The sequence below is a fragment of the Magnetospirillum fulvum MGU-K5 genome (genome assembly GCF_000442515.1).
In the GTDB taxonomy this organism is placed as follows: domain Bacteria; phylum Pseudomonadota; class Alphaproteobacteria; order Rhodospirillales; family Magnetospirillaceae; genus Phaeospirillum; species Phaeospirillum fulvum_B.
The window spans coordinates 18,720-41,492 of the sequence record NZ_AQPH01000006.1; the positions used below are offsets into that span (position 1 = coordinate 18,720).

Annotated in this window: 18 protein-coding genes and 1 other RNA gene; 5 read left to right on the forward strand and 14 right to left on the reverse strand. The window is 64.9% G+C overall.

The features are described 5' to 3' along the window. Positions 1-233: 233 nt before the first annotated feature. From rnpB to flgB, 9 genes are all read right to left on the reverse strand, one after another. Positions 234-650: RNase P RNA component class A (gene rnpB, locus K678_RS17545), an RNA gene on the reverse strand. Between the two features lie 173 nt (positions 651-823). Further along, a complete protein-coding gene (locus tag K678_RS02770) occupies positions 824-1,558 on the reverse strand; it encodes a protein phosphatase CheZ (RefSeq protein ID WP_021130937.1) in 735 nt (244 codons plus the stop codon). Positions 1,559-1,696: 138 nt separating this feature from the next. Next, entirely contained in the window at positions 1,697-4,042 is a 2,346-nt protein-coding gene (locus tag K678_RS02775) for a hybrid sensor histidine kinase/response regulator (protein ID WP_021130938.1), read from the reverse strand. Continuing rightward, the gene (gene flhB / locus K678_RS02780) at positions 4,032-5,099 is read right to left on the reverse strand and encodes a flagellar biosynthesis protein FlhB (RefSeq protein ID WP_021130939.1); all 1,068 of its coding nucleotides are present in this window, start codon (positions 5,097-5,099) and stop codon (positions 4,032-4,034) included. The genes K678_RS02775 and flhB overlap by 11 nt, the downstream gene beginning before the upstream one ends. Positions 5,100-5,103: 4 nt before the next feature. Continuing rightward, positions 5,104-5,868: a flagellar biosynthetic protein FliR gene (gene fliR, locus K678_RS02785; RefSeq protein ID WP_021130940.1), complete on the reverse strand. Its 765-nt coding sequence runs from the start codon at positions 5,866-5,868 to the stop codon at positions 5,104-5,106. Positions 5,869-5,875: 7 nt separating this feature from the next. Next, positions 5,876-6,145, reverse strand: coding sequence for a flagellar biosynthesis protein FliQ (gene fliQ / locus K678_RS02790; RefSeq protein ID WP_021130941.1), 270 nt, complete (start codon positions 6,143-6,145; stop codon positions 5,876-5,878). 12 nt (positions 6,146-6,157) lie between these two features. Further along, a complete protein-coding gene (locus tag K678_RS02795) occupies positions 6,158-6,490 on the reverse strand; it encodes a flagellar hook-basal body complex protein FliE (protein ID WP_021130942.1) in 333 nt (110 codons plus the stop codon). Positions 6,491-6,517: 27 nt separating this feature from the next. Beyond that, positions 6,518-6,928: a flagellar basal body rod protein FlgC gene (gene flgC / locus K678_RS02800; RefSeq protein WP_021130943.1), complete on the reverse strand. Its 411-nt coding sequence runs from the start codon at positions 6,926-6,928 to the stop codon at positions 6,518-6,520. A gap of 25 nt (positions 6,929-6,953) precedes the next feature. Beyond that, on the reverse strand, positions 6,954-7,355 hold the full coding sequence (flgB, locus tag K678_RS02805) for a flagellar basal body rod protein FlgB (RefSeq protein ID WP_021130944.1): 402 nt from the start codon (positions 7,353-7,355) through the stop codon (positions 6,954-6,956). Between the two features lie 115 nt (positions 7,356-7,470). Between flgB and uvrB the strand changes: the two genes are divergently transcribed. The 5 genes from uvrB (at position 7,471) to K678_RS02830 (ending at position 14,548) form a co-directional block, all read left to right on the forward strand. After that, positions 7,471-9,585 carry an excinuclease ABC subunit UvrB gene (gene uvrB / locus K678_RS02810; RefSeq protein WP_021130945.1) on the forward strand — a complete coding sequence of 705 codons (2,115 nt, stop codon included), beginning with the start codon at positions 7,471-7,473 and terminating at the stop codon, positions 9,583-9,585. 276 nt (positions 9,586-9,861) lie between these two features. Next, on the forward strand, positions 9,862-11,286 hold the full coding sequence (locus tag K678_RS02815) for an APC family permease (RefSeq protein ID WP_039851909.1): 1,425 nt from the start codon (positions 9,862-9,864) through the stop codon (positions 11,284-11,286). Beyond that, positions 11,283-12,659 carry an aminotransferase family protein gene (locus tag K678_RS02820; RefSeq protein ID WP_021130947.1) on the forward strand — a complete coding sequence of 459 codons (1,377 nt, stop codon included), beginning with the start codon at positions 11,283-11,285 and terminating at the stop codon, positions 12,657-12,659. Before K678_RS02815 ends, K678_RS02820 begins: the two co-directional genes overlap by 4 nt. Positions 12,660-12,678: 19 nt before the next feature. Continuing rightward, entirely contained in the window at positions 12,679-13,218 is a 540-nt protein-coding gene (locus tag K678_RS02825) for a carboxymuconolactone decarboxylase family protein (RefSeq protein WP_021130948.1), read from the forward strand. Positions 13,219-13,243: 25 nt separating this feature from the next. Continuing rightward, complete coding sequence (locus K678_RS02830; RefSeq protein ID WP_021130949.1) at positions 13,244-14,548, forward strand: O-acetylhomoserine aminocarboxypropyltransferase/cysteine synthase family protein; 1,305 nt, start codon at positions 13,244-13,246, stop codon at positions 14,546-14,548. A 64-nt stretch (positions 14,549-14,612) separates the two neighbouring features. On the opposite strand, the gene K678_RS17530 is transcribed toward K678_RS02830, so the two are convergent. From K678_RS17530 to K678_RS02855, 5 genes are all read right to left on the reverse strand, one after another. Beyond that, positions 14,613-16,094: a methyltransferase regulatory domain-containing protein gene (locus K678_RS17530; RefSeq protein ID WP_021130950.1), complete on the reverse strand. Its 1,482-nt coding sequence runs from the start codon at positions 16,092-16,094 to the stop codon at positions 14,613-14,615. Between the two features lie 119 nt (positions 16,095-16,213). Next, positions 16,214-18,964 carry a hsp70 family protein gene (locus tag K678_RS02840; RefSeq protein ID WP_021130951.1) on the reverse strand — a complete coding sequence of 917 codons (2,751 nt, stop codon included), beginning with the start codon at positions 18,962-18,964 and terminating at the stop codon, positions 16,214-16,216. A gap of 41 nt (positions 18,965-19,005) precedes the next feature. Then, the gene (locus tag K678_RS02845; RefSeq protein ID WP_021130952.1) at positions 19,006-20,838 is read right to left on the reverse strand and encodes an Hsp70 family protein; all 1,833 of its coding nucleotides are present in this window, start codon (positions 20,836-20,838) and stop codon (positions 19,006-19,008) included. A gap of 24 nt (positions 20,839-20,862) precedes the next feature. Then, positions 20,863-21,537: a DUF2760 domain-containing protein gene (locus K678_RS02850; protein ID WP_021130953.1), complete on the reverse strand. Its 675-nt coding sequence runs from the start codon at positions 21,535-21,537 to the stop codon at positions 20,863-20,865. Positions 21,538-21,667: 130 nt separating this feature from the next. Then, a complete protein-coding gene (locus tag K678_RS02855) occupies positions 21,668-22,717 on the reverse strand; it encodes a hypothetical protein (protein WP_021130954.1) in 1,050 nt (349 codons plus the stop codon). Between the last annotated feature and the right edge of the window lie 56 nt (positions 22,718-22,773).

Here is a 22,773-nt window from a genome sequence, read left to right on the forward strand (position 1 = left end):
ATGGCCCCCCACTTCGCCTGTTGTGGCAAGTTGTGCATAATTTTTTCGTAAAGTACTGTAAGAAATTGCTGTAAATGCATGATTTGGCCGGAGAATCGGCCTTCCCAGCCCTGTGGATAGGCGATTTGGGAGGGGTAACGGGCCAGGAAAAAGTAGGGGGAACACCGGATCAAAGCCGGTCAAACCGCTCCCCGATTGCGGTTTTATCATGGTGGCGAAACAGAGGAGGTTTGCGCGCCAGACGGCCTGTAAGCCGGGTTCTGTCCGCCCCATCCCATGGTTTCCCATGGTGCCGGGGGTGGACGGCCATTCCTCTGGGACGCCCGTTACCGGACGCCTCTCGCGACCGACCCGGGCGGCGGCGCGGAAACGCGCTTCGTCCTTCCGAGGAAGGACGGGTGCCGCCCCTATTTGGTCTTGCTCCCGGTGGGGTTTGCCCTGCCACCCCCGTTACCGGGGGCGCGGTGCGCTCTTACCGCACCCTTTCACCCTTACCTGACGCCCGAAAAATCGGGGGACGGGCGGTTTACTTTCTGTGGCACTTTCCCTGGGGTCGCCCCCGCCGGACGTTATCCGGCACCGTGTTTCCGTGGAGCCCGGACTTTCCTCCCTCCGGGCAAAGCCCGAAGAGCGGCCGTCCAGCCGTCTGGCGCGGCGCGCACCATAAACCGGGCGGACGCCGCTGTCACGGGGCGAAAATGGGCAGAGGAGGGATTGTGCCGGGACGCCCCTTAAAGGAGGAGAGGGGCGTGCGGCGCGCCGGGCACGAGGCCGAAGCCGAGCGCGGGGTGGACGGGTCCGGATGGAGGGGCTGATCGGACTCTTAACCGAACAATTTGTCGATTTCGTCTTGGGAAATGCCCTTGTTTTCCAGCTGAGGACCATTCAGCAACTTGGAATCGTCGTCGCGATGTTCTTCGATAATCTTGGGGGAGACGTCGGCGATATTGTCCGGACCCCAAATATCGATCATCGCGTTGATCCGGGCCTCGACATATTTCAGGGTTTTGACGACCTTGGTGATCCGCTGGCCGGTAATATCCTGAAAGTTGCAGGCTTCGAAGATGGTGCCGATTGTCTCGCTGATATCCTCGACCAGACGGCTGACATAGGAATCGGTGGCGTGGGCCTGAATCTCGCGGCCGATCGCTTCGATCCGCTCCGAGGCTTCGAGAATCTGTTCGGTGGCCCGTTCGGTCGAGGAAACGATCGCGTCGAGTTCGAAGGTTACCGAAATCAGGCGGTCTTCGTCGGCATCCTTGGGCTTGAGGGCGGCGATCTCGGCCTTGGTATGTTCGATGCAGACGGCAAGCGCGCGCAGCTCGGTCTTCAGCATCGAGACTTCGGCGGCCTTCTGCGGGATCGTATCCTCGATGATCGCGGCGGCGGTGCTGACCGGAAGCTCGCCATGACGGATCAGGGCTTCCAATCCCTTCAAATCGTCCTTCAGATCCCGGATCGCCTTCATCACCTCGCTGGAGTGAGGCGAAAGGGCAGGATCGCCGCGCTGCTGGAGCTTCTTGATCTCGGCGGTGAACAACTTGCGATCATTCGTCATGGGTTCATCCACTTGCACTCGCCACAGATCGAGGGTGCCCCTGTCGACAGCCCGCGGTTCCCCGACGGACGATACAAGGGAACATACTCATGATGTGGTTGCCGCCACAATTCGTCAACCGGCTGACCGGGCTTTTTATTACCTTTCGGTATTGCGGTCGGCCAAGGCACGCTTGACCGCTCCGGCCAGTTGGGCCAGCGAGAACGGTTTGGGCAGGAAGGCAAACCCGGCATCCGGACCGATTCCGTCGCGGGCGACATCCTCGGAATAGCCGGAAATCAGGATCACCCGCACCTGGGGCCGCTCGGTCCGCACCAGCCCGGCCAGGGTAACACCATCCATCCCCGGCATCACCACGTCCGAGATCAGCAGGTCGATCCGCTCTGGACCGCGCAACACCTCGGTTGCCTGCTCGCCCGAGCGGGCCTCGATCACGGTATAGCCCTTGTTGCGCAGCGCCCGCGCTCCGAACAGGCGCACCGCGTCCTCGTCCTCGACCAGCAAGATGGTGCCGCTGCCGGTCAGATCGGTGGTCGATTGCGCCTCTTCGGCGGTCGCGCTGCGGCGGGGATCGACCGCGCCGCCCACCGGGTCGCCTTCGATCCGGGGCAGATAGATCGAGAAGGTTGCGCCCTGGCCCGGCTCGCTATCGACGAAGACGAAGCCGTCGGTCTGGCGCACGATGCCATAGACCGTCGATAGCCCGAGTCCGGTGCCCGCCCCGATTTCCTTGGTCGAAAAGAACGGTTCGAAGATGCGGGGCAGGGTGTCGCGGCCGATCCCGGTGCCGGTGTCGGCGATCTCGATCAGCACGTAATCGCCCGGCGGCATCAGTTCCGGTCCACGCTGGACCGCCTGATCGACATGAACCGCATTGGTGCGGATGGTCAGGGTCCCGCCGCCCGGCATCGCATCGCGGGCATTGACCGCCAGATTGATGATGACCTGATCGAACTGGCCGGGATCGACCCGCACCAGACCGAGGGCGCGGCCGTGGACCATCTTCAGCTCGATCGTCTCGCCCAGCAGGCGGCGCAGCAGTGTCGAGAGTTCGGCCAGGGCGTCGGTGACCGCCAGCCGTCGCGGCTGCAACGCCTGACGGCGCGAAAAAGCCAGCAACTGACGCACCAGGGCGGCGGCGCGGTTGGCGTTCTGTTTGACCTGCATGATGTCGGCAAAGCTGGGATCGCCGACGCCGTGGCGTTGCAACAAAAGATCGCAAAAGCCGATCATCGCCGTCAGGAGATTATTGAAATCGTGGGCGACCCCACCGGCCAATTGCCCCATCGCCTGCATCTTCTGGCTTTGGGCGAATTGCAATTCAAGGTTGCGTTGCTCGGTGGCGTCGATGAAATGAATCACCAGCCCGGTGATGTCGCCATCCTCGTGGGATGGGCTGACGAACAATTGGGCGATGGGCGCACGCTTGCCCGCCAGCCGGACGTCGAGATGAGTGCCGGGCAACGATCCCTGCATCACCCGTCCCAATTGCTCGACCGCCCCGGCGCGGCTGTCCTCGGCGATCAGCCCGGAGACGGTGCGGCCGATGATGTCGTCACGGTCGATTCCCAGCATCGCCTGAAGCGCCAGATTACAGCCCGACAGGGTGCCGTCGGGCTCGACCAGGGCGATCCCCACCGGGGCATCGTCAAACAGCCAGCGGAAGCGGCGTTCGGCGGCGCGGACCGCGCGTTCCAGATGCTGTTCCGGCAGCGGGTCGCGCACCACCACCGAGCGGGTGAACATCTCGCCGCCTTCGTCGAACACCGAATGAGCGACCAGCCCCTGGAACACTTCGCCGCTGCGCCCCTTGAAGCGCAGTTCCGCCCGCTCTTCCTCGGGGTTGGGGACGGTGCCGAGCAACTCTTCGAGGGTGCGGCCGACCAGTTCCTCGCCGGTGCGACCCAGCCAGTCGGTCAGCCGTTGATTGACATAACGGACGGTCCCGTTCGCATCGGCCGAATAGCATCCCACCGGGAGGTAATCGACGAAGTCGGACAACAATTCGTTCTCGCGCCGCAGCGTCTCGACGATCGCGCGGCGCCCGCTGACATCCTCGGCGGTCCAGATCAGCATACCGGGACTGGACCCCGGCTTGACCTCCAGCGCCAGCCATTCCCGTCCGCCGCCGGGCAGGGATAACCCGATCTCCGCCCGGCGCGGCGCACCCAGCCGAGAGGCGATCTCCAGCCGCTCGATCCCGGCGGTGGCGCGCTCGTCGCCCTCGGTCCGGGTCCGGAGCGTCGCCAGCGGATCGGCCGCCGGTCCCATCAGACGGCGGCCGGCGCGGTTGCGGAACAGCTCGGCGCCATCGCTGCCCACCACCAGCACGGCGCGGCTGTCGTCTTCCAAGGCGGCGGCCAGAGCGGCGGCAAGCCGGGCCGGGGCGGGACGGCGACGGGTCAGCCGCGACCACCATGCCGCCAGCCGCGATGGCGTGGGCGGGGCGGACGGTGGGGGCGTGGGGGCATCGTCAGTGCGCAAGGCGGCCCTTCAGCTTCATGACATAGCCGATCACTTCGGCCACCGCTTTGTAATGCTCGGGTGGGATTTCCGCGTCAATCTCGACGGTGGCGAACAAGGCGCGGGCCAGCGGCGGGTTTTCGACCAGCGGAACCTCGTGCTCCTCGGCCAGTTCGCGGATTCGCTTGGCGATCAGGTCGGCACCCTTCGCCACCAGCCGGGGGGCACCCATCGTTTCCATGTCGTATTTCAGCGCGACGGCATAGTGGGTCGGGTTGGTCACCACGACGTCGGCGGTGGGAACCGCGGTCATCATCCGCGAGCGCGCCCGCTGCATCCGCAGATTGCGCAGGCGGCCCTTGATCATCGGGTCGCCTTCGGTCTGCTTGTGCTCGTCCTTGACCTCCTGCTTGGACATTTTCATCTTCTGGGTGAAGGTCCAGCGCTGATAGGCCCAGTCGGCGGCGGCCATCGCGGTTACCATCAACATCGCGATGATCATCATGTGGAGAACCTGGCTGCGCAGGTATTCCAGAATCGTCGTCAGGTCCAGCGCCGCCAGCCCGACATATTCGTCAAGCCGTCCGCGCAGCACCAGGAACACTACGATCCCGACCGTGGCGACCTTGAACAGCGATTTCAGGAACTCGACCAGATTGTTCATCGAGACCAGCTTCGCCACGCCCTTCATCGGGTTGATCTTGTTGAAATCGGGCATGATCCGCTTGGGCACGAACATCAGCCCGTTCTGGGCCACCACCGAGGTGACGCCAAGGATCAGCATCAGCGCCAACGGAATCAGCAGCAACAGCAAGGTCTTGAAGGTGAGGTCGGTCAGGGTGCGGCCGATTCCGCCCGGGCTCATGTCGAAGGCGTGGGGGCGTTCGATGAACGGTAGCAGCAAGGTGTTGAGGTCGCGGGCCAGCGGCGACACCATCAGCGCCACCACCACCAGCGTTCCCATCAGCCCGGCCCAGGTGCGGACTTCGATCGAGGTCGCGACCTGACCTTCCTTGCGGGCATTGTCGAGTTTTCGGTCTGTTGGTTGCTCGGATTTGTCTTCTGACTCTTCGGCCATCGCGTCACCCCGGCGGAAGGTAGGGGATCAGGGTATTCTCGAACAGCCGCAGGAACAGGGCGATCACTGTTGACAGGCTGGCCATGAACACCGCCATCCCGATCAGCAACTGAATCGGCATCGCGACAAAGAACACCTGCATCTGCGGCACCAGCCGCGACAGCAGCCCGAGGCCGGTATAGAACACCAGCCCGAAGACCACCAGCGGGGCCGAGAATTGCAGCCCGATCCGGAACGTCTCGGTCAGCAGATGGGACAGCGTTTCGGAAAAGTCACCGAGCGGCAGCGTTCGTCCCGGCTGGAACAGGTCATAGGATTCGATCACCGCCCGGAACATCAAATGGTGCAGATCGGTCGAAAACACCGCCAGCATCCCGATATTGGTGAGAAAGCCGGTCAGCAACTGGCTTTGCTGCTGGGCGATCGGGTCGAACGAAAAGGCGTTGGTCAGTCCGGTCATATAGCCGATCATCGACCCGGCTAGATTGAGTGTGCCCATCACAAAGGTCACCACGCTACCGATGAACACGCCGATCATCACTTCGCCGCCCAACAGCGCCAGCATCGATCCCGGCGTTGGCGGGGTTGCGGGTAGGAGCGGCCCCAGCGTCGGCAGCATCAGGAACGAGATCGACAGCGACAGCAGCAGGCGAATGCGGGTGCTGACCAATTGCCCGCCCAATCCGGGCAGCATGAACATTGCCGCGCCGATGCGGGCGAAGATCAGGAAAAAGCGATAGACGTCGAGTTGGAGCAGTTCGGTCAGCACGGCGGGATCATCCGCCGCCAGCGATCACCCTGTCCATCGTGTGCTTCCAGAATTCGGTCAACTGCCCCAGGATGAACGGCAGGAACAGCACCAGAGAGGCGAAGACCAGCATCAGCTTTGGCACGAAGGTCAGGGTCTGTTCCTGAATCTGGGTCAGGGTCTGGAAGATCGAAATGACCAGTCCAACGGCCAGCGCGGTCAGCAGACTAGGTGCGGAAACCACCAGGGTGACCACCACCGCCTCGCGCGCGACATCAATCAGTTCCGCCTCGGTCATATCGGCGGACCTTTAAATCGGCATACGCAGAATTTCGGTATAGGCGTTGATGACCTTGTCGCGGATGTTGACGACGGTGTTCAAGGTCAGCTCGGTATTGGCGACGGCGGCGACCACTTCGCGGATATCGGCCTTGCCCGCCACCGCCGACAGCGAGGCGCGCTCGGCCTCTTTCGCCCCGCCGATCGCCACCTTGGCGGCGTCTTTCAGGACGCTGGCGAAGTCGGTGCCGGTCCCGGCATCGGTCGCGCTGGTTTCACTGCTGCTGCTGCTCCCACCCAGGGCTGCCAACGGATCGGCGGCGGTGCGGTAGGCGGAGATGGCGTTGGTGATCGAGGAGGTCATGGCCGGGATATCCTAAGGTGATCGGCGCTAGCGGAGCATTTCGACCGTGCGCGACAGCAGCGTGCGCGAGGTGTTGATGACGTTCATGTTGGCCTCATAGCTGCGCTGGGCCTCGCGCATGTCCATCATTTCGATCAGCGGGTTGACGTTGGGGGTCAGCACATAGCCCTCGCGGTCGGCGGCGGGGTGCTTGGGGTCGTAACGGCGCTGAAAGTCCGAGGTATCGCCCTGGACCTTGTCGACCTTGACCTTGTTGATGCCGGTCGAGCGGTCGAGTTCATTCTTGAAGGTGACGACCTTGCGCCGATAGGGCAAGCCTTCGGGAGACTGGGCGGTCGAATCCACGTTCGCCATGTTCTCCGAGATCACGCGCAGCCGCTGCGACTGCACTTTCATACCGGAGATGGCGATCTGGGTGCTTTTGCTCAGTTCATCCATGATTCACGCGTCCCATGATGGAAGGCTAGCGCTGCCCCAGCGCGCTCAGGATCATTTTCTGGTATTTCTGGAACAGCGAGGCGGCGGCGTTGTACGAACTGCCCGCTTCACCGACCTTGGCCATCTGCTCTTCCAGAATCACGGCATTACCGTCGGGGGTCGATTCATAGGTCTTGCGCTGGGTCACCGATTTGAACGGATCGATGCCCATTTCCGGCACGATATGGGCGGCATTGGTCGCGACAGCGGTGACGGTCGGGGTCTGGCTATCGGACAAAACCTCTTTGAACGACAGCGGCTTCAGGTCCTTGGGCAGATAGCGCGGCGTATTGGCGTTGGCGATATTTTCCGCCAACACTTCCTGACGCTGGGCCAGCCAGTCCATCTGGGCCTTGGTCGCCTTGAAAATGTCGAGCTTATCGTACATCGTCCGACCTTTCGACCGTCGGCGGGGACACCATTTCCCCCTCCGAACCGTATTCTGCACTTTCGCTCCAGTGCCTTTAAGATTCGGTAAAGCTCGGCGGAGTTATCGTCTCGTCATGATCCGTCCCCTCGTCGATATCATCGAACGCCCGCCCTTGCCCGAAGGCGAGGCGATGTTCGAAATCGTTTCCGATTACCAGCCCGCTGGCGATCAGCCCCAGGCGATCGAAGCGCTTAGTAAAGGCGTGATCGAGGGCGAGCGCGATCAGGTTCTGCTGGGCGTCACCGGCTCGGGCAAGACCTTCACGATGGCTCAGGTGATCGCGGCGACCCGCCGCCCGACCCTGGTGCTGGCCCCCAACAAGACGCTGGCCGCCCAGCTTTACGCCGAGATGAAGGGGTTCTTCCCCAACAACGCGGTCGAGTATTTCGTCTCCTATTACGATTATTACCAGCCCGAAGCCTATATCCCCCGCACCGACACCTATATCGAGAAGGATTCGGCGATCAACGAAGAGATCGACCGGATGCGCCATTCCGCCACCCGCGCCTTGCTGGAACGGCGCGATGTGGTGCTGGTCGCCTCGGTGTCATGCATCTATGGCATCGGCGCGGTCGAATCCTATGCGCGGATGACGATTGCTCTGAAGGCTGGCGAATCAATCGACCGCACCGAATTGCTGCGTCGGTTGGTCGAACTGCAATATACCCGCAACGACGCCGCCTTCGAGCGCGGCACCTTCCGCGTGCGCGGCGATGCGGTCGAGATTTTTCCGGTCCATTACGAGGATCGCGCCTGGCGGCTGTCGATGTTCGGCGACGAGATCGAGACGATCCACGAATTCGATCCGCTGACCGGCGAACGGACCTGCGGCCTGTCCGAGGTGACGGTCTATCCCTCCAGCCACTATGTCACGCCGCGTCCGACGATCACCCAGGCGGTTAAGGGGATCAAGGTCGAGCTGAAACAGACGCTCGATCGCTTCAACGCAGAGGGCAAGTTGCTCGAGGCGCAGCGGCTGGAACAGCGCACGACCTTCGACATCGAGATGATGGAAGCGACCGGCCACTGCAAAAGCATCGAGAATTATTCCCGCTATCTGACCGGACGCAATCCGGGCGAGCCGCCGCCGACCCTGTTCGAATATCTGCCGCTGGACGCGCTGCTGATCGTCGATGAAAGCCACGTCACCGTGCCGCAGATCGGCGGGATGTACCGGGGCGACTATCAGCGCAAGAGCGTGCTGGCCGAATTCGGCTTCCGCCTGCCGTCCTGCATCGATAACCGGCCGCTGAAATTCGAGGAATGGGAAGAGATGCGGCCGCAGACGGTCTATGTCTCGGCCACCCCCGGCCCGTGGGAGATGGAGCGGACCCAGGGCGTGTTCGTCGAACAGGTGATTCGCCCCACCGGGCTGATCGATCCGGTCTGCATCGTCCGTCCGGTCGAGCATCAGGTCGACGATCTGCTGGGCGAGTGCCGCGAGGTCGCGGCCAAGGGATTCCGTATCCTGGTCACCACCCTGACCAAGAAGATGTCCGAGGATCTGACCGAGTACCTTCACGATAACGGGGTGCGGGTGCGCTATCTCCATTCCGATATCGACACGCTGGAGCGGATCGAGATCATCCGCGATCTGCGGCTGGGGGCGTTTGACGTGCTGGTCGGAATCAATCTGCTGCGGGAAGGGCTGGATATCCCCGAATGTGCCCTGGTCGCGATTCTTGATGCCGACAAGGAAGGGTTCCTCCGCTCGAAGACCTCGCTGGTCCAGACGATCGGCCGCGCCGCCCGCAATGTCGAAGGCCGGGTGATCCTCTATGCCGACAAGATTACCGCCAGCCTTGATTACGCGATTTCCGAGACCAACCGGCGGCGCGAGAAGCAGCAGGCTTATAACGTCGCCCACGGCATCACCCCGGAAAGCATCCGCAAATCGATTACCGATGTGATTCACAGCGTGCCCGAACAGGATTACGTCACCGTCTCGACCGGCGAGTCCGGTCTGGGCCATGCCGTCGGAAAATCGTTGGCGCAAATCCGCGCCGATCTGGAAAAGCGGATGAAGGCGGCGGCGGCCGACCTTGAATTTGAAACCGCCGCCCGGCTGCGCGACGAATTGCGCCGCCTTGCCGCCGCCGAGTTGGAGCTTCCCGTACCGGGTGGGGCTGCCCCGCCGCGAGCACCCCAGACCCAAAGCCGGGGGCGGCGCAAGGGCAAGGGGCGGTAGGAGACGCCAAGCGACGTGGATCGTTTCGGCTGGTTGACTCTTATAATCTACTAGATATATAAACTGACCATTGTTGCAAAGGATGCAATGGTCGCATGGTGTCCGTTCTGATCCCCTGGGGAGACGTCGTCGGTTTTGCCGGCTTCGCCCTCTATCTCCCCGCCGTGGCCGGGGCTGCTGATCCTTGTACGGAGGCGGTGGCTCTCTAGCTGCCGCCGTGGCCGCAACACGGCCATTTCCCCGTCAGACCGGCTTTATCCACGGGAGATCGGAACCATGAGTTCGTCCTTTCACGCGCCCAGGGGCTCCCTGCGGCGTGACCACTTGTCCTTTACCGATGTTGTGGCCCAGGCGGTCGGCACCATCGCCCCCTCGGGAACGCCTGCCTTTGTTGTTCTGGGAGTCTTTGCCATCGCAGGCAACGGAACCTGGCTGGCTTATCTGTTTGCCACCTTCGCCCTGCTGCTGCTGTCGCTCAACGTCAACGTCTTCGCCAGTCGATCGGCGTCGCCCGGGGCGTTGTACGCCTTTGTCGGCCAGGGGCTCGGGCCGCTGTGGGGCAGCGTCACCGGCTGGGGCTTGGTGATCGCCTATCTGTTTACCGCCGGTGCGGTGATCGCCGGGTCGGTCAATTACGCCCAGGTCGTGCTTCAGGCTTTATTCGGCGTTCCGCCCGACACGGTGGGGGCGGTGCTGTTGTCGCTGCTGGCGATCAGCCTTGCCTTTATTGTCGCCTGGCGCAGCATCAAACTGTCGACCCGGCTGTCCCTGACCCTGGAGGCGGTGACGATCGGGGCGATTCTGGTCGTGCTGGCGGTCTATCTGCTGCGCGCCGACCATGTCGTCGATGCCGCCCAACTCTCGCTGGACGGAGTGTCGCGCGATAATTTCCTGCTCGGTCTGGTGCTGGCCTTTTTCAGCTTCGTCGGCTTTGAAAGTGCCACGGTGCTGGGGCATGAGGCCAAGGCCCCGCTGCGGGTGATTCCCCGCTCGGTGATTGTCACCGTGCTGTCAACCGGCATCTTCTTCGTCGTTGCCTCCTATATCCTGGTTGCCGCGTTCCAGGGGGCCGCGACCAGTCTGGATAAGACGGATGCACCGCTGTCGGTTCTGGCCCAATCGGTTGGGCTGGGCGCGCTCGGCCCGGTGATTGCTGCCGGGGTGTCGGCCAGCTTTTTCGCCTCGGCCCTGGCCAGCATCAACGCCGCCGCGCGGGTGATCTTCCTGCTGTCCCGGCACGGCATCGTCCACGGCAAGGCGGGTGACGCCCACGAAATCCACGCCACCCCCTATATCGCCATCGCGATTTCCGCCGGGGTGGTGCTGGTTCTGTCGCTGCCGCTGACCGTGCTGGGAATCGGCCTGCTGGATTCCTTTGCCTATCTGGGAACCATCGCCACCTTCGGCTTCCTGGTGTCCTACATCCTGGTGTCGGTCGGCGCCCCGGTCTATCTGCGCCGTCGCGGCGAATTGAAGCCGCATAATATCGCGGTGTCGGTGGCTTCGGTTCTGTTGCTGCTGGTGCCGCTGGTGGGCGCGCTCTATCCGGTGCCCGCCTTCCCGCTGAACCTGCTGCCCTATGTGTTCCTGGTTCTGCTCGGATTGGGCGTCGCCCATTTCCTGCGGCTGCGTCAATCGTCGCCCGAGGTCCTGGGCATTATCCAGGCCGACCTCAATCAATCGGTGGAAGCGGCGGAATGACGATCGATTCCATCCCCTCCGGGGTGGGTCGGCGGCTGTACGATAAAGCCGGGTGGGTGGAGGCGGATCGCCTCCACCTGCTCCACCCCCAGCATCATCCCTCCGACCACCGCGACCCGATCGTCTGGGTTGGCGGTGACGGTGTCGATCTGATCGATATCGACGGCAATCGGGTTCTCGACGGTCTGTCCGGGATGTGGAACGTCCATCTCGGCCATGGTCGGCGCGAGCTTGTCGCGGCGGCCAGCGACCAAATGTCCACCCTGGCGTTTGCCACCAGCTACGCCGGGTCAACCCATTATGCCGCGATCTCCTTGGCCGAGCGGCTGGCCAGCCTGACGCCAGAGGGGATCGAGGCCTTTTTCTTCACCTCGGGCGGCAGCGACGCCACCGACAGTTCGATCCGCACCGCGCGGTGGTACTGGCGGGCGGTGGGGCAATCGACCAAGCAGACGATCATCGCCCGTCATCTGTCCTATCACGGGTCGAGCATCGGCGCCTCCAGCGCGACCGGGGTTGCCGAATTTTCCGACCCGTTCGGTCCCCGCTTGCCCGGATTCGTCCATATCGATCCGCCTTATCCCTATCGCGGTCCCAGCGGCAGCGACGCGGCCGAGGCGTTGGAGCGGACGATTCTGTCGCTGGGGGCCGAGACGGTCGCGGCCTTTATCGCCGAGCCGGTGATTGGCGGCGGCGGCGGGGTGATCGTTCCCGACGACACCTACTTCCCCCGTGTCCGCGAGATTTGCGACCGGTACGGAATCCTGCTGATCGCCGACGAGGTCATCACCGGGTTCGGCCGCACCGGCCGCTGGTTCGGGCTGGATCATTGGGGGGTGCGCCCCGACATCGTCCAATTCGCCAAGGGGATCACCAGCGGCTATCTGCCATTGGGGGGGATCGGGGTCTCGGCGGCGATCAAGACCGTGCTGGACGAGGCGGAGCCGGACCGGCGTTGGTGGCATGGTCTGACCAATTCGGCCCATCCGGTGTCATGCCGGGTCGCGTTGCAAACCTTGCGGATCATCGACGAAGAGGGGCTGGTCGAGCGTTCGGCCTTGTTGGGCCAGCGTTTGCTCGACCGCCTGCGCGACCGTCTCGCCTCGCATCCTCATGTCGGCGATATCCGCGGGCTTGGCCTGCTGGCGGGGGTTGAACTGGTGGCCGACCGCGACACCAAGGCCCGGTTTGCCGCCGATGTCGGGCTGGGCTCCCGTTTGCGCGCCGCGATGCTGGAGCGGGGATTGGTGACCCGGATCGTCAACGACACCATTTGCCTCGCCCCGCCTCTGACCATTCCCGAAACGCGGCTCGACCAACTCGCCGACATCGTCGCCCAGTCGGTGAGCGCGCTGTTTCCCCATTCTTTTTGAGCGAAAGGACACCCATTCGATGTCCCGTATTCTTCCGATCGATCCGGCCACGGCTCCGGAGGAGATCCGCGCCGCCCATGCCGAGCTGATCAAAAGCCACGCCGTTTCCAACATGAAGGCGGTGCTGCTGCATTCGCCGGTCGCCTTGAAAGCGGTGCTGGAATGGTACGAGCTGTTTGCCCGCGTCACCCCCTTTATCGGGGAGCGGGGCGCGGTTCTGTTCAGCTTCTCGATCTCGCGGGCCAATGCCTGTGAGCTGTGCACCACCTTTATGCGCCGCGCGATCATCGGCTGGGGCGAAGACCCCGAATCCCTGAACCTGACCCCGCGCGAGCAGGTGCTGTGGGATTACGCCTACCAACTCGCCCGCGATCCTAACCGGGTTGACGACGCGCTGTTCGCCCGCCTGTCGGCGGAATTCACCCCGTCCCAGATCGTCGATCTGACGGTGTTCGGCGGGCTGATGATCGTCAACAACGTCTTTAACAGCGCGCTGCGGATCGATGTCGATGAAGGGCTCGAATCCTTCCGCATCGACCCCGAACACTATTTCGTCTGACCCGACCGGAGCACGAGGACAAACCATGAGCGAACGTACTTACGGCTTTGCCACCCAGCAGCTTCACGCCGGTCAGTCGGCTGATCCCACCACCGGGGCGCGGGCGGTGCCGATCTATCAGACCACCTCTTTCGTCTTCAAGGATTTCGCCACCGCCAAGGCGGTCTGCTCGGTCGAGGAATTCGGCTACGATTACAGCCGGATCGGCAACCCGACCAACGAGGTGCTGGAAAACCGCATCGCGGCGCTGGAAGGCGGAACGGGCGCGCTGGCGCTGGCCTCGGGGTCGGCCGCCACCGCGACGACGATCCTGAACCTGACCCATGCCGGTGACGAAGTGGTGGCCGCCAAGACCCTCTATGGCGGGTCGTTCAACCTGTTCGTCAACACCCTGCCCAAGCACGGGATCCGCACAATTCTGGTCGATCCCGCCGATCCCGACAATTTCGCCCGCGCCATCACCGAGCGCACCCGGGCGATTTTCGTCGAAACCATCGGCAATCCCGACATCAACGTCATCGATTTCGAAGCGGTGGCCCGGATCGCCGAAGCGCACGGTCTGCCGCTGATCGTCGATAACACCTTCGGCACGCCCTATCTGTTCCGACCGTTCGATCACGGCGCCAATATCAGCGTCCATTCGGCGACCAAGTTCATCGGCGGGCACGGCACTTCGATCGGCGGGCTGGTCGTCGATGGCGGCAATTTCAATTGGGCTAACGGGAAGTTCCCCGATTTCACCACACCGGACCCGGCCTATGCCGGTTTCGTCCATTGGGACAAGTGGGGCAATTATCCGGGGGCGGGCAACATCGCCTTTATTATCAAGCTGCGGCTGCATTACCTGCGCGATCTGGGGGCGTCGCTCAGTCCGTTCAACGCCTTCCTGTTCTTGCAGGGGCTGGAGACCCTGTCGCTGCGGCTGGAACGACAAGTGGCCAACACCCAGAAGATCGCCGAGTGGCTGGAAGCCCGGCCCGACGTCGAGTGGGTGGCCTATCCCGGCCTGCGCAGCAGCCCCTATTACGCTCTGGCGCAGAAATACCTGCCCAAGGGAGCCGGGGCGATCCTGACCTTTGGGGTCAAAGGCGGGCTTGACCGCGCCAAGCGGCTGATCGAATCGACCAAAATCTTTTCGTTCCTCGCCAATGTCGGCGATTCCAAATCGCTGATCGTTCATCCGGCGACGGTCACCCACGGCCAGTTGAGCGAGGCCGAACAGCGCCTTGCCGGGGTGCGGCCGGAACAGGTCCGCCTGTCGGTGGGAACCGAGGATATCGACGATCTGCTGTGGGACCTCGATCAGGCGTTCGCCGCTTCGGCACCCTGATCTTGGGTTTAGACCAGCCTGCACGGATCGACCCCGATCCGTGCAGGCCCTTAATTCGCCCGGTCTAGCGTTCCAGCAGGGCCATCCGTCCCAAAATCCGCAAGCTTTCCTCGACCGCCGCCGTGGTGGGGAAAGCGCTGGCCTCAGGCCCGGTCACCAGCATCGCGTGCAGGTCGGCGGCGGTGCGGGTGCCGTCCAGCAGCACCAGCAAGGCCCGCAGCGGCGGCGTCAGCGGGATTTTCTCGACATTGGCATTGATCACGAATTTCGAGTTGCGCGCCTGATAGCGGGGGAAGGCAAGGCCCTGCGGACGCTCGGACGGCTGGAGAACAAAGGTCGGCTGGTCCGGGGTGATCCACAGCGCACCGGCCAGGAACAGCCGGAGCGCATGTTCGGTCAGCAGGGCGCGGGCGGTGTCGGCGGGCAGGCCTTGGTGGTGGACGGTCAGTTCAACCAGCCGCTCGAACGGCAGCAGGAATTGCGAGTATCCGGTCAGTACGCTGAGCAGCGCGACCAGCGGCGCCTCGTTGGTCTGGAGGGCGACGGTGCCGTTGGGGAAGGCGAAACGGTGCAGGCCATTTTCCTCGTCCTGCCGGGTCAGCCGCGATTGCAGGGAGCAGGTCTGGACCAACTGGGCCAGGTCCGGCTTCGGGAGTTCGACGACGTCGCGGCGACGCATCAGCGATTGGCGGAAGGTGCGGTTGGCGAAGAAATCGAGATATTGCTCGGTCTTGACCTGATTGCCGATCGGGGTGAGGCCTTCCCGGATCACCTCGCCGTAATTGGAGAGCAGCATCAGCGAGATCGCGGAATCGCCCAGGTAATCGAGACCGAACTGGTCGCACATCGCGACGAAATCGACGAAGTAGAAGGCGGTGTTGTCGCGGGCCAGCCACTCGTGAAAAATGTACCAATCTTCCTGGTCGCGGATTTCCTCGGCGACATCCTTCAGCACCGTCAGCAGGGCAGGGTTGGTCGCATTGGACACGACGAAATCGAGCGCGGCGCGGGCGGCGTGGACTTTTTCTATCGGGTCCTCGATCCCGGCACTGTGAAAGCGCATCAGATCGCGGACGGTGGTGCGGGCGTTCCAGCCGGGCAGGGTGTTGTAACTGATATAGGCGATCCCGCGCGGCGACAGATGGTGGGCGATCAGGTCCAGGACCGCCGTTTGCACGTCGTCGGGTATCCAGGACAGCAGACCGTGGGCAATGATGTAATCGAACGGCCCACCCGTGCCGTCGAAATCGGTCACCGACTGGCAGGACAATTCGACGTTGGTAAGACCAAGCGCGCGGACCATCTCCCGACCTTGTTCGATCTGAACCGGGGAATAATCGATGCCGTAGAAATGGGCCTCGGGCAGGGTGGAGGCCATCGCCACCAGATTGTCGCCCCGGGCGCAGCCCAGTTCGAGCACACGGGCGGTTCGGGTCGGAACCGGCGCGCCTCCCAGCGCCGTCGCGGTGAAGAACTGGTGCGAGATATGAGCCAGACGATGGGCTTCGCCCACATAGGGAACGGCATCGAAATCACTGGACGTCATATCTTGCCCCCCAAGAAAAATCGCAATACGGGCAATGCTATCGCGTGGGGGGCAAGACTTCCAGGAGCAAGTGGGCCTGACATCGTACTCGACCGGGACGTCAAGGCGGTGGTCGGGCTTTAGGGTGTCAGGATCAGGCCGGGCGGGACGTCGTCGCTGAAATAGCCGATCAGGTCGGCGCGTTCGACTGGCACCACCGATTTCAGCCGTGCCGTCCGCGAGGGCGCGATGCCGCATTTCTCCAGCCGGTTGGCGATCTTGAACCGCAGCGATTCGCCAAGGTCAATGGTGCGGTCGGCGACGGCGCGACCGGCGCGCAGGAACAGGGTCTGGGCCTCGACCAGTTCAGGGTCGGCCCAGTCAAAGCCGCGCAGGGCTTCGAACGCCCGCTCGACCAAAGCGGCTGGCATCACCGCCTCGGGGCCGGAATGGAATGGGGTGCGGTTCAGCAGCGATCCCAGCGCCGCCAGATAGGGGGCGCAATGTTTGTGTTCGGCCGCCAGCGCCGCCGCGCTGTCGATGAAGCGGCGGACCAGATCGGCCTTTAGTTCGGGGCCAAGCCGTTCGAACGCGCCGACCATCCGGATCAGTTCGGGGGCGGCGGATTTGGCCTGAACGATCCGCTCCATCTCGGAGCGGGCCAGCGCCTCTTGCCGCTCGCGCGACAATCCGCCCGCCAGCCGCCGCCACAGAATCTGTTCCTGGACCCGGATGCGCTTGCCGGGGAAGCGGGCACCCACTTCGCGCCGCCGCCACAGTGCGTCGATCCGGGCCTCGTCCTGGGCGACGCCAAAGCCGGGGCGGAGCAGGAACCCGGCCAGGGTCAGCCACGCTTCTTCATGCTCGACCGACAGGCCGATCTGATCACCGCAGGCGTCCAGGCTGGGCCACAAACTGCGCAGCAGCACCGCGTTCCAGGTGCCGCGCGGCATCCCCAAAATCTGTTCCAGGCTTTGCAGCAGCCGGGGCGCGGTCAGTTTGTCGCCCTTGGCGGCGGGGCGGCCCAGCATCGTCCGGATGCGGGCGGCGGCGGCCTCGATCTTGTCGGAGGGCGCGTTGGCTTCGGCCTGAACCGGGGCGTCGCCCGAGGCATCGGGGCGGTTCTGCTGGCGCAGATTGAAATCAAGCGGCCAGACTTGGTTCAGACCGGGGGCGCGGCTGCGGATCGACACCTGCAACAGACCCAAATCGTTGACGCGGGCGACCAGACCGACCGGAATCGTCTCGGCATCGCTGCCGTCAGGGGCGCGCAGCACCGTCTCAAGCGGGGGCAGGGCGCGGAAGCGGTCGGGATCGAGCGCGACGATTTCGCCCAGTTGGACCCGGTCATGGCGGGTCGAGGTGTGGACGCGGAAGCTGACCATCCGGTCGAGCCGCAGGCTCAAATCCAGCCCCGATGGTTCGAAATCGCGCTCGACCGCCGCCCCGTGGGGCAGCAGGCAGACCAGCGAGCGCTCGGCATCGCTGTCGTCACCGCGATGGGCTTCGATGAACACCGCGCGCGCCGCTCCGGCCTCGATCGCGCCGCTCTGTCGATGGCGCAGCCAGCCGGAATAAGCGGCACCGCGGGCTACCGCAAGGTCAAGCTGTCCGTTCTCCAGCACCTGGGGTGCCTGCCCGTCTTGCCAGTCCGCGATCCGCTCGCACAGCAAAGCGCGTAGCCGCCGGGGCGTCAGCGATCCGCCGTTGAACAACACCGCGTCGATCCGGGGGCGGTCGCGCAGGAAGTCGGCAAGATGGCGGGTGACCGCGCCGTCAAAGGCGTAGGGCAGGCCCCATTCCTTGATCGCGGTCGCCGCGCGCTGGGGTCCATCGTCAGCGCCGCAGGCGGGGAAAAAGCCGTCGAACAGCAGCGCGTCGAGATCGGCGCGGGTCAAATCGGCGGTCAGCGCGCCGCCGATCAGGCCCGAACCGCGCCCCGGCACCGACAGGGTAAAGACCTCGTCGGCGGCACCGTCTTCGCTCAACGCACGCTCTTTGAGGGCACGGCAGGACGACACCAGATGATCCCATTGCCCGGCCGACAGCGGGGCCAGCCCCCGGGTCAGGCGCGGTTCCATCAGGTGGGCCAGGGCAAGGTCGATGTTGTCGCCGCCGAGCAGGATATGGTCGCTGACCGCGACCCGGACGATGCGCGGCGCACTTCCGTCCTCGTCGCGACGCAACTCGAACAGGCTGAAATCGGTGGTGCCGCCGCCGACATCAACGACCAGGACATGGTGGCGGGCGTTGTCGGGATCGGGCAGCGCCGCCCAGATGTCGCCGCCGCCGTGACGCTGTTCCAGCCACCAGGCAAAGGCGGCCTGCGGTTCTTCGAGCAGGCGGGTGCGCTCGGGGAATCCGGCATCGCGGGCGGCGTCAAGGGTCAGGCGTTGCGCCACCGCGTCGAACGAGGCCGGAACGGTGATAGTGATGTCCTGGGCCTCGAAGCAATAATCCGGCCCCTGGGCGGCAAAGCGGGCATCCCAGGCCGACCACAGATGACGCAGGATCAGCGCCGAGGCCTCGACCGGAGAAATCTTGTCGGCAATGGCGATCTCGTCGCCGCCCCAGGGCAGGAAGCGGGCCGAGCGGTCGGCGGCGTGGTGGCACAGCCAGGATTTGGCCGACAGCACCACTCGTCCCGGCACCTCGCCCGCCTTGCGCCGGGCCAGCCGTCCGACGATCCAGCCGGGGGCGGCGCCCTCGGGCGGGGTTTCCGGCCAATAGAGGGCAGAGGGCAACGTCGCCGCCTCGGTCCGGGTCGTCTCGCCATCCCATTGCGGAACCGGCAAAATCTCGGTGCCGCCGTCGCCATCCAGGGCAGAGAAGGCGAGAGCGGAATTGCTGGTGCCGAGGTCGATCCCGATGCTGAAACGAGGCTGGGCCATCACACGAACACACCGCACTGGAGGACAGGGATGAAGACCCGCTATTCGGTGCGGACCTGGAACTCGACTTTCCAGCGGCGGTCGGAGCGGGTGTGCTTCATCCACACTTCCAGGGTGCCGACATCGGTGACGACGACATTGACCTGAACCGGCACCGGCTGGCCGGGCGGCACGCCGTCGACCTCGGGCAGGACGATTTCGAGCAGGCTGACCTCCTGCAACGCGCGCTCGGCGTCGGGCAGCACGGTTCCGGGGGCGTCGCCGCTGCGGATGTCGGAGGCGAAGAAGCGGAACTCGGCGGGTTGGCCGGTCAGCAAGGCCAAATCGCGTCCTTCGATCACGATCTCGCTGCCTTCCTCCATCCCCTGCGGCACCACGCACAGCGCCTTCAACGGCGGGGTGAAGCCGGGCACCGCCGGCATCGAGGATTCGAGGCCGATATAATAGGAGCGCGCCGCCCCGGCCTTGACCCGGATACCCTTGCCGGTCAGGCGGATGCGGCCGAACACCGCCGCCCCCTTGGCAACGGCAAGGTCGGGCTGGGCCCCGGCCAGTTCGCGCACAGCCGCCCCGCCGCTCCACTCGCGCAGCAGGTCGAGCACCCGGGCCCGGATCGGCTGGGCCTTGAACACCCCGCCATTGAACAGAACGGCGGTGGGGGCGAGGAAACGGCCGGTCAGACGTTCGGACCCGATCCGCGCCGACAGCGCTTCACTGGCGCGGACGTTTTCCAGGCTGCGGACCAGGAAGCGGGCGAGATGCTTGCTAATCACCGGATCGGCGGCGTAGGCGAGGCCAAATTCCTGCAACCCGGCCCGGCGTGCCGCCTTGGGCATGTCGTCGATCCCGGTGCGGGCAAAGAAGCCGTCCAGCACGATCGCCTGGAGCGTAGCGCGATCAAGCCGGGTCGAGATCGAGCCGCCGAACAGGCTGGAGCCGCGCGACGGCACCGTGATCGGCACTTCGGCGAGCGATTCGTCTTCCAGCAGCGCCACCTTGGCCCGTGCGGCGGAATGGACCAGCGACAGGAACTGAACATCGCCGATCTGCTTGCCCTCGGCCTCCAGCCCGGCGCGGAGCGCATAGGCCAAAGCAAGGTCCATATTGTCGCCGCCGAGCAGGATGTGTTCGCCGACGCTGACGCGGTCGAGGTCAAGCTCGCCGCTCTCGGTTTCCGATACCGCGATCAGGCTGAAATCGGCGGTGCCGCCGCCGACATCGCAGACCAGGACGATATCGCCCGGCCCGATCTGGCCGCGCCAGTCCCGCCCGGCCTGATCGGCCCACGCATAGAAGGCGGCCAGCGGCTCCTCCAGCAGGGTGACACGGCCCAGCCCTGCCGCTTCGGCCGCCTCGGCTGTCAGCGTCCGCGCCACCTCGTCGAACGAGGCGGGGACGGTCAGCACCACCAGACCCTCGGCCAGCGCGGCCTCGGACACGCTCTGCGACAGGCTGCGGCGGAGATGGTCGAGATAGCGGCGCGAACATTCGAACGGCGACAGCTTGGCATCGACGCTTTCGGACAGCCAGGGCAGCACCGGCTGGCGCGGATCGATATGCGGGTTCGACAGCCAGGATTTCGCCGAACTCACCAGCCGGTCGGGCACCAGCGCGCCGTGATCGCGGGCGAACTGACCGACGATGGCCCGATCCGGCGCGGTCTCGGGCCAGGGCAGGGGGAAGGCTCCGGCGGGGAACTCGTCGGGATGGGGCAGGTACAGCGCCGACGGCAGGGTCGGGCGCTCGCCGATCTGGTTGGGGCCAAGCACCTGGGTGATCCCCAGGATCTCGGTGTCCGCACTGTCGGTCCCGGTCCGCGCCACCGCGCTGTTGCTGGTGCCGAGATCGATGCCGAGGCTGAAACGCTGGGTCATGGAAACCGCCGAATCGTTGGAAGACTAGCGAAGCTCGATTTCGGCCGGAGCGATCGCGGGCAGACGGCCGGGGTCGGTCTGGACCAGACGCGGCAGCCGCACCGCCTCGACCCGCCAGCCGTGGTGAACCAGGGTGCCGGTGAAGGGGGCTTCTCCGCCGATCCGCCCGACCAGACGATATTCGTCGGCGGCGAATCCGGCGGGAACGGTGACGCGGTCGCCTTCGGCCTCGGTCCGGATCGCCTGGATGGTGAAATGCTCGGACAGAACGGCGCGGCAGCCCTGGTGCAGCACTCGGGCGGCGGCGCCGACCTGGGCGTCACTATAGGGGGTGACGTCGTCCATCAGGAAATCGACCAGACGGCCCTTGTCCTGCAACAAAGCCAGGAAGCTGACGATTTCGGCATCGCTGTTGACCGGAGCGGGCGCGGGCGGCAGGGGGGCCGCGGCGGGCAGCGGCCGGGCCGGTTCGGGAGCCGGTTCCGGCTCCGGCTCGTCCCGCGAGGCGACGGTGACCGGCGCGATCCGCACCCGCTCGGCCAGCAGAGTCAGGAACAGCACCGACGCCGCCAGCGACATCGCCTTGGGCAGCACACCGTGGATCGCCCCGTCATAGGGGGCGAGCAGGGCGGCGGGCACGAGGCCGAGCGTGGACAAGACAACGAGGATGAACGCGACAGCGATAATAAGTATTCGCACGGACCCCGACCCCCCTTCTAGCCCCCGGCACGACCCTTCCGCGAAGATGCGGGGTAAAATGGCAGAGTTGCGAGACGGGGGCTGTGGTTCAATTCCCTGGGCTCATCCATATTTCCCCCCGTCACCGCTGTCAACGCTGGAGTCTGGCCCCGCTTGGCGCGGCCAGCGGCGGCAGACGCGCCTGGATAGCGGCGGGGAGCAGACCCAGAACCGGGCGGCGCGCCCGCTGCCAGAACGCCGACAGCAGCAGCAGGGCCGACCCGATCACCAGGGCGGCCATCGCCTCGGTCGCGCCCGGCGTCCCGGCGGCTTCGAGCAGGGCGCTGATCGCATAGAACACATAGGCCAGCGCCGAGACCAACAGGGCGCGGCGATCAACCGCCAGGGCAACCAAAGCGAGGACGAGATAGACCAGCAGGGCGATTCCCGCCGCGACCGCTTCGCCCGATCCACCATCAATCACGCCTAGCATCGAAAAGACGGGATGGACGATCAGGGGGGCGGCGGCGAGATGCAGCCAGAAGGCGACGTCGGAGCGGCGGGTGGTGCGGGTGGGGTCGCTGGTATCCCACCACATCGCCAGGGTAAAGGCGGCCAGACCGCCCGCCAGCATCAGCGGCATTCCCCCATGCAACCGCAGCGGCGGCACCAAGGCCAGCAGCAAGGCGGCGGCGGTCAGGATCGCGGCCCCGGCCCCGGCGGCGACGGTGATCGGCACCATGAAGCGACGCCAGTGCAGCCAGGCGGCTCCGGCGGCCAGCGCGGCGCACCCGGCCAGGGGATAGCCCATGTTGGTGCCGAACAGCAGATCGGACGAGGCGACCCGTCCGGCAGCGGCAAAGAACACCCCGCCGACAAAGCCCAGCAGCAACAGGATGCTGGGCAACGCCATCCGCCGCCGTCTGGTGAAATACTCGGCCAATCCCCAGCTTAAGATCGCGACCAGCAGCCCGCCGCCGCTGGCATCGGTCTGACTGCCCAGCCATCCGGCAGCGGTCAGCATCAGCAGCAGGGCGATGGCAACGAAGATGTCGTTAAAGCCGGTCAGCAGACGGAAATGCTCTTCATCGGCGGCAGGGGCGGCGGCGCGCCGGGCGATGAAATTGCGCAATTCCGCTGCCGCTTCGGGGCTGATCGCCCCGGCGGAGACCGCCGCGTCGAGATCCTGGTCGGTATACATCTGTGATTTCATCCGCTGTCCGGAGGGATCGGCACTATAGCCGAGCCGGGGTGGCC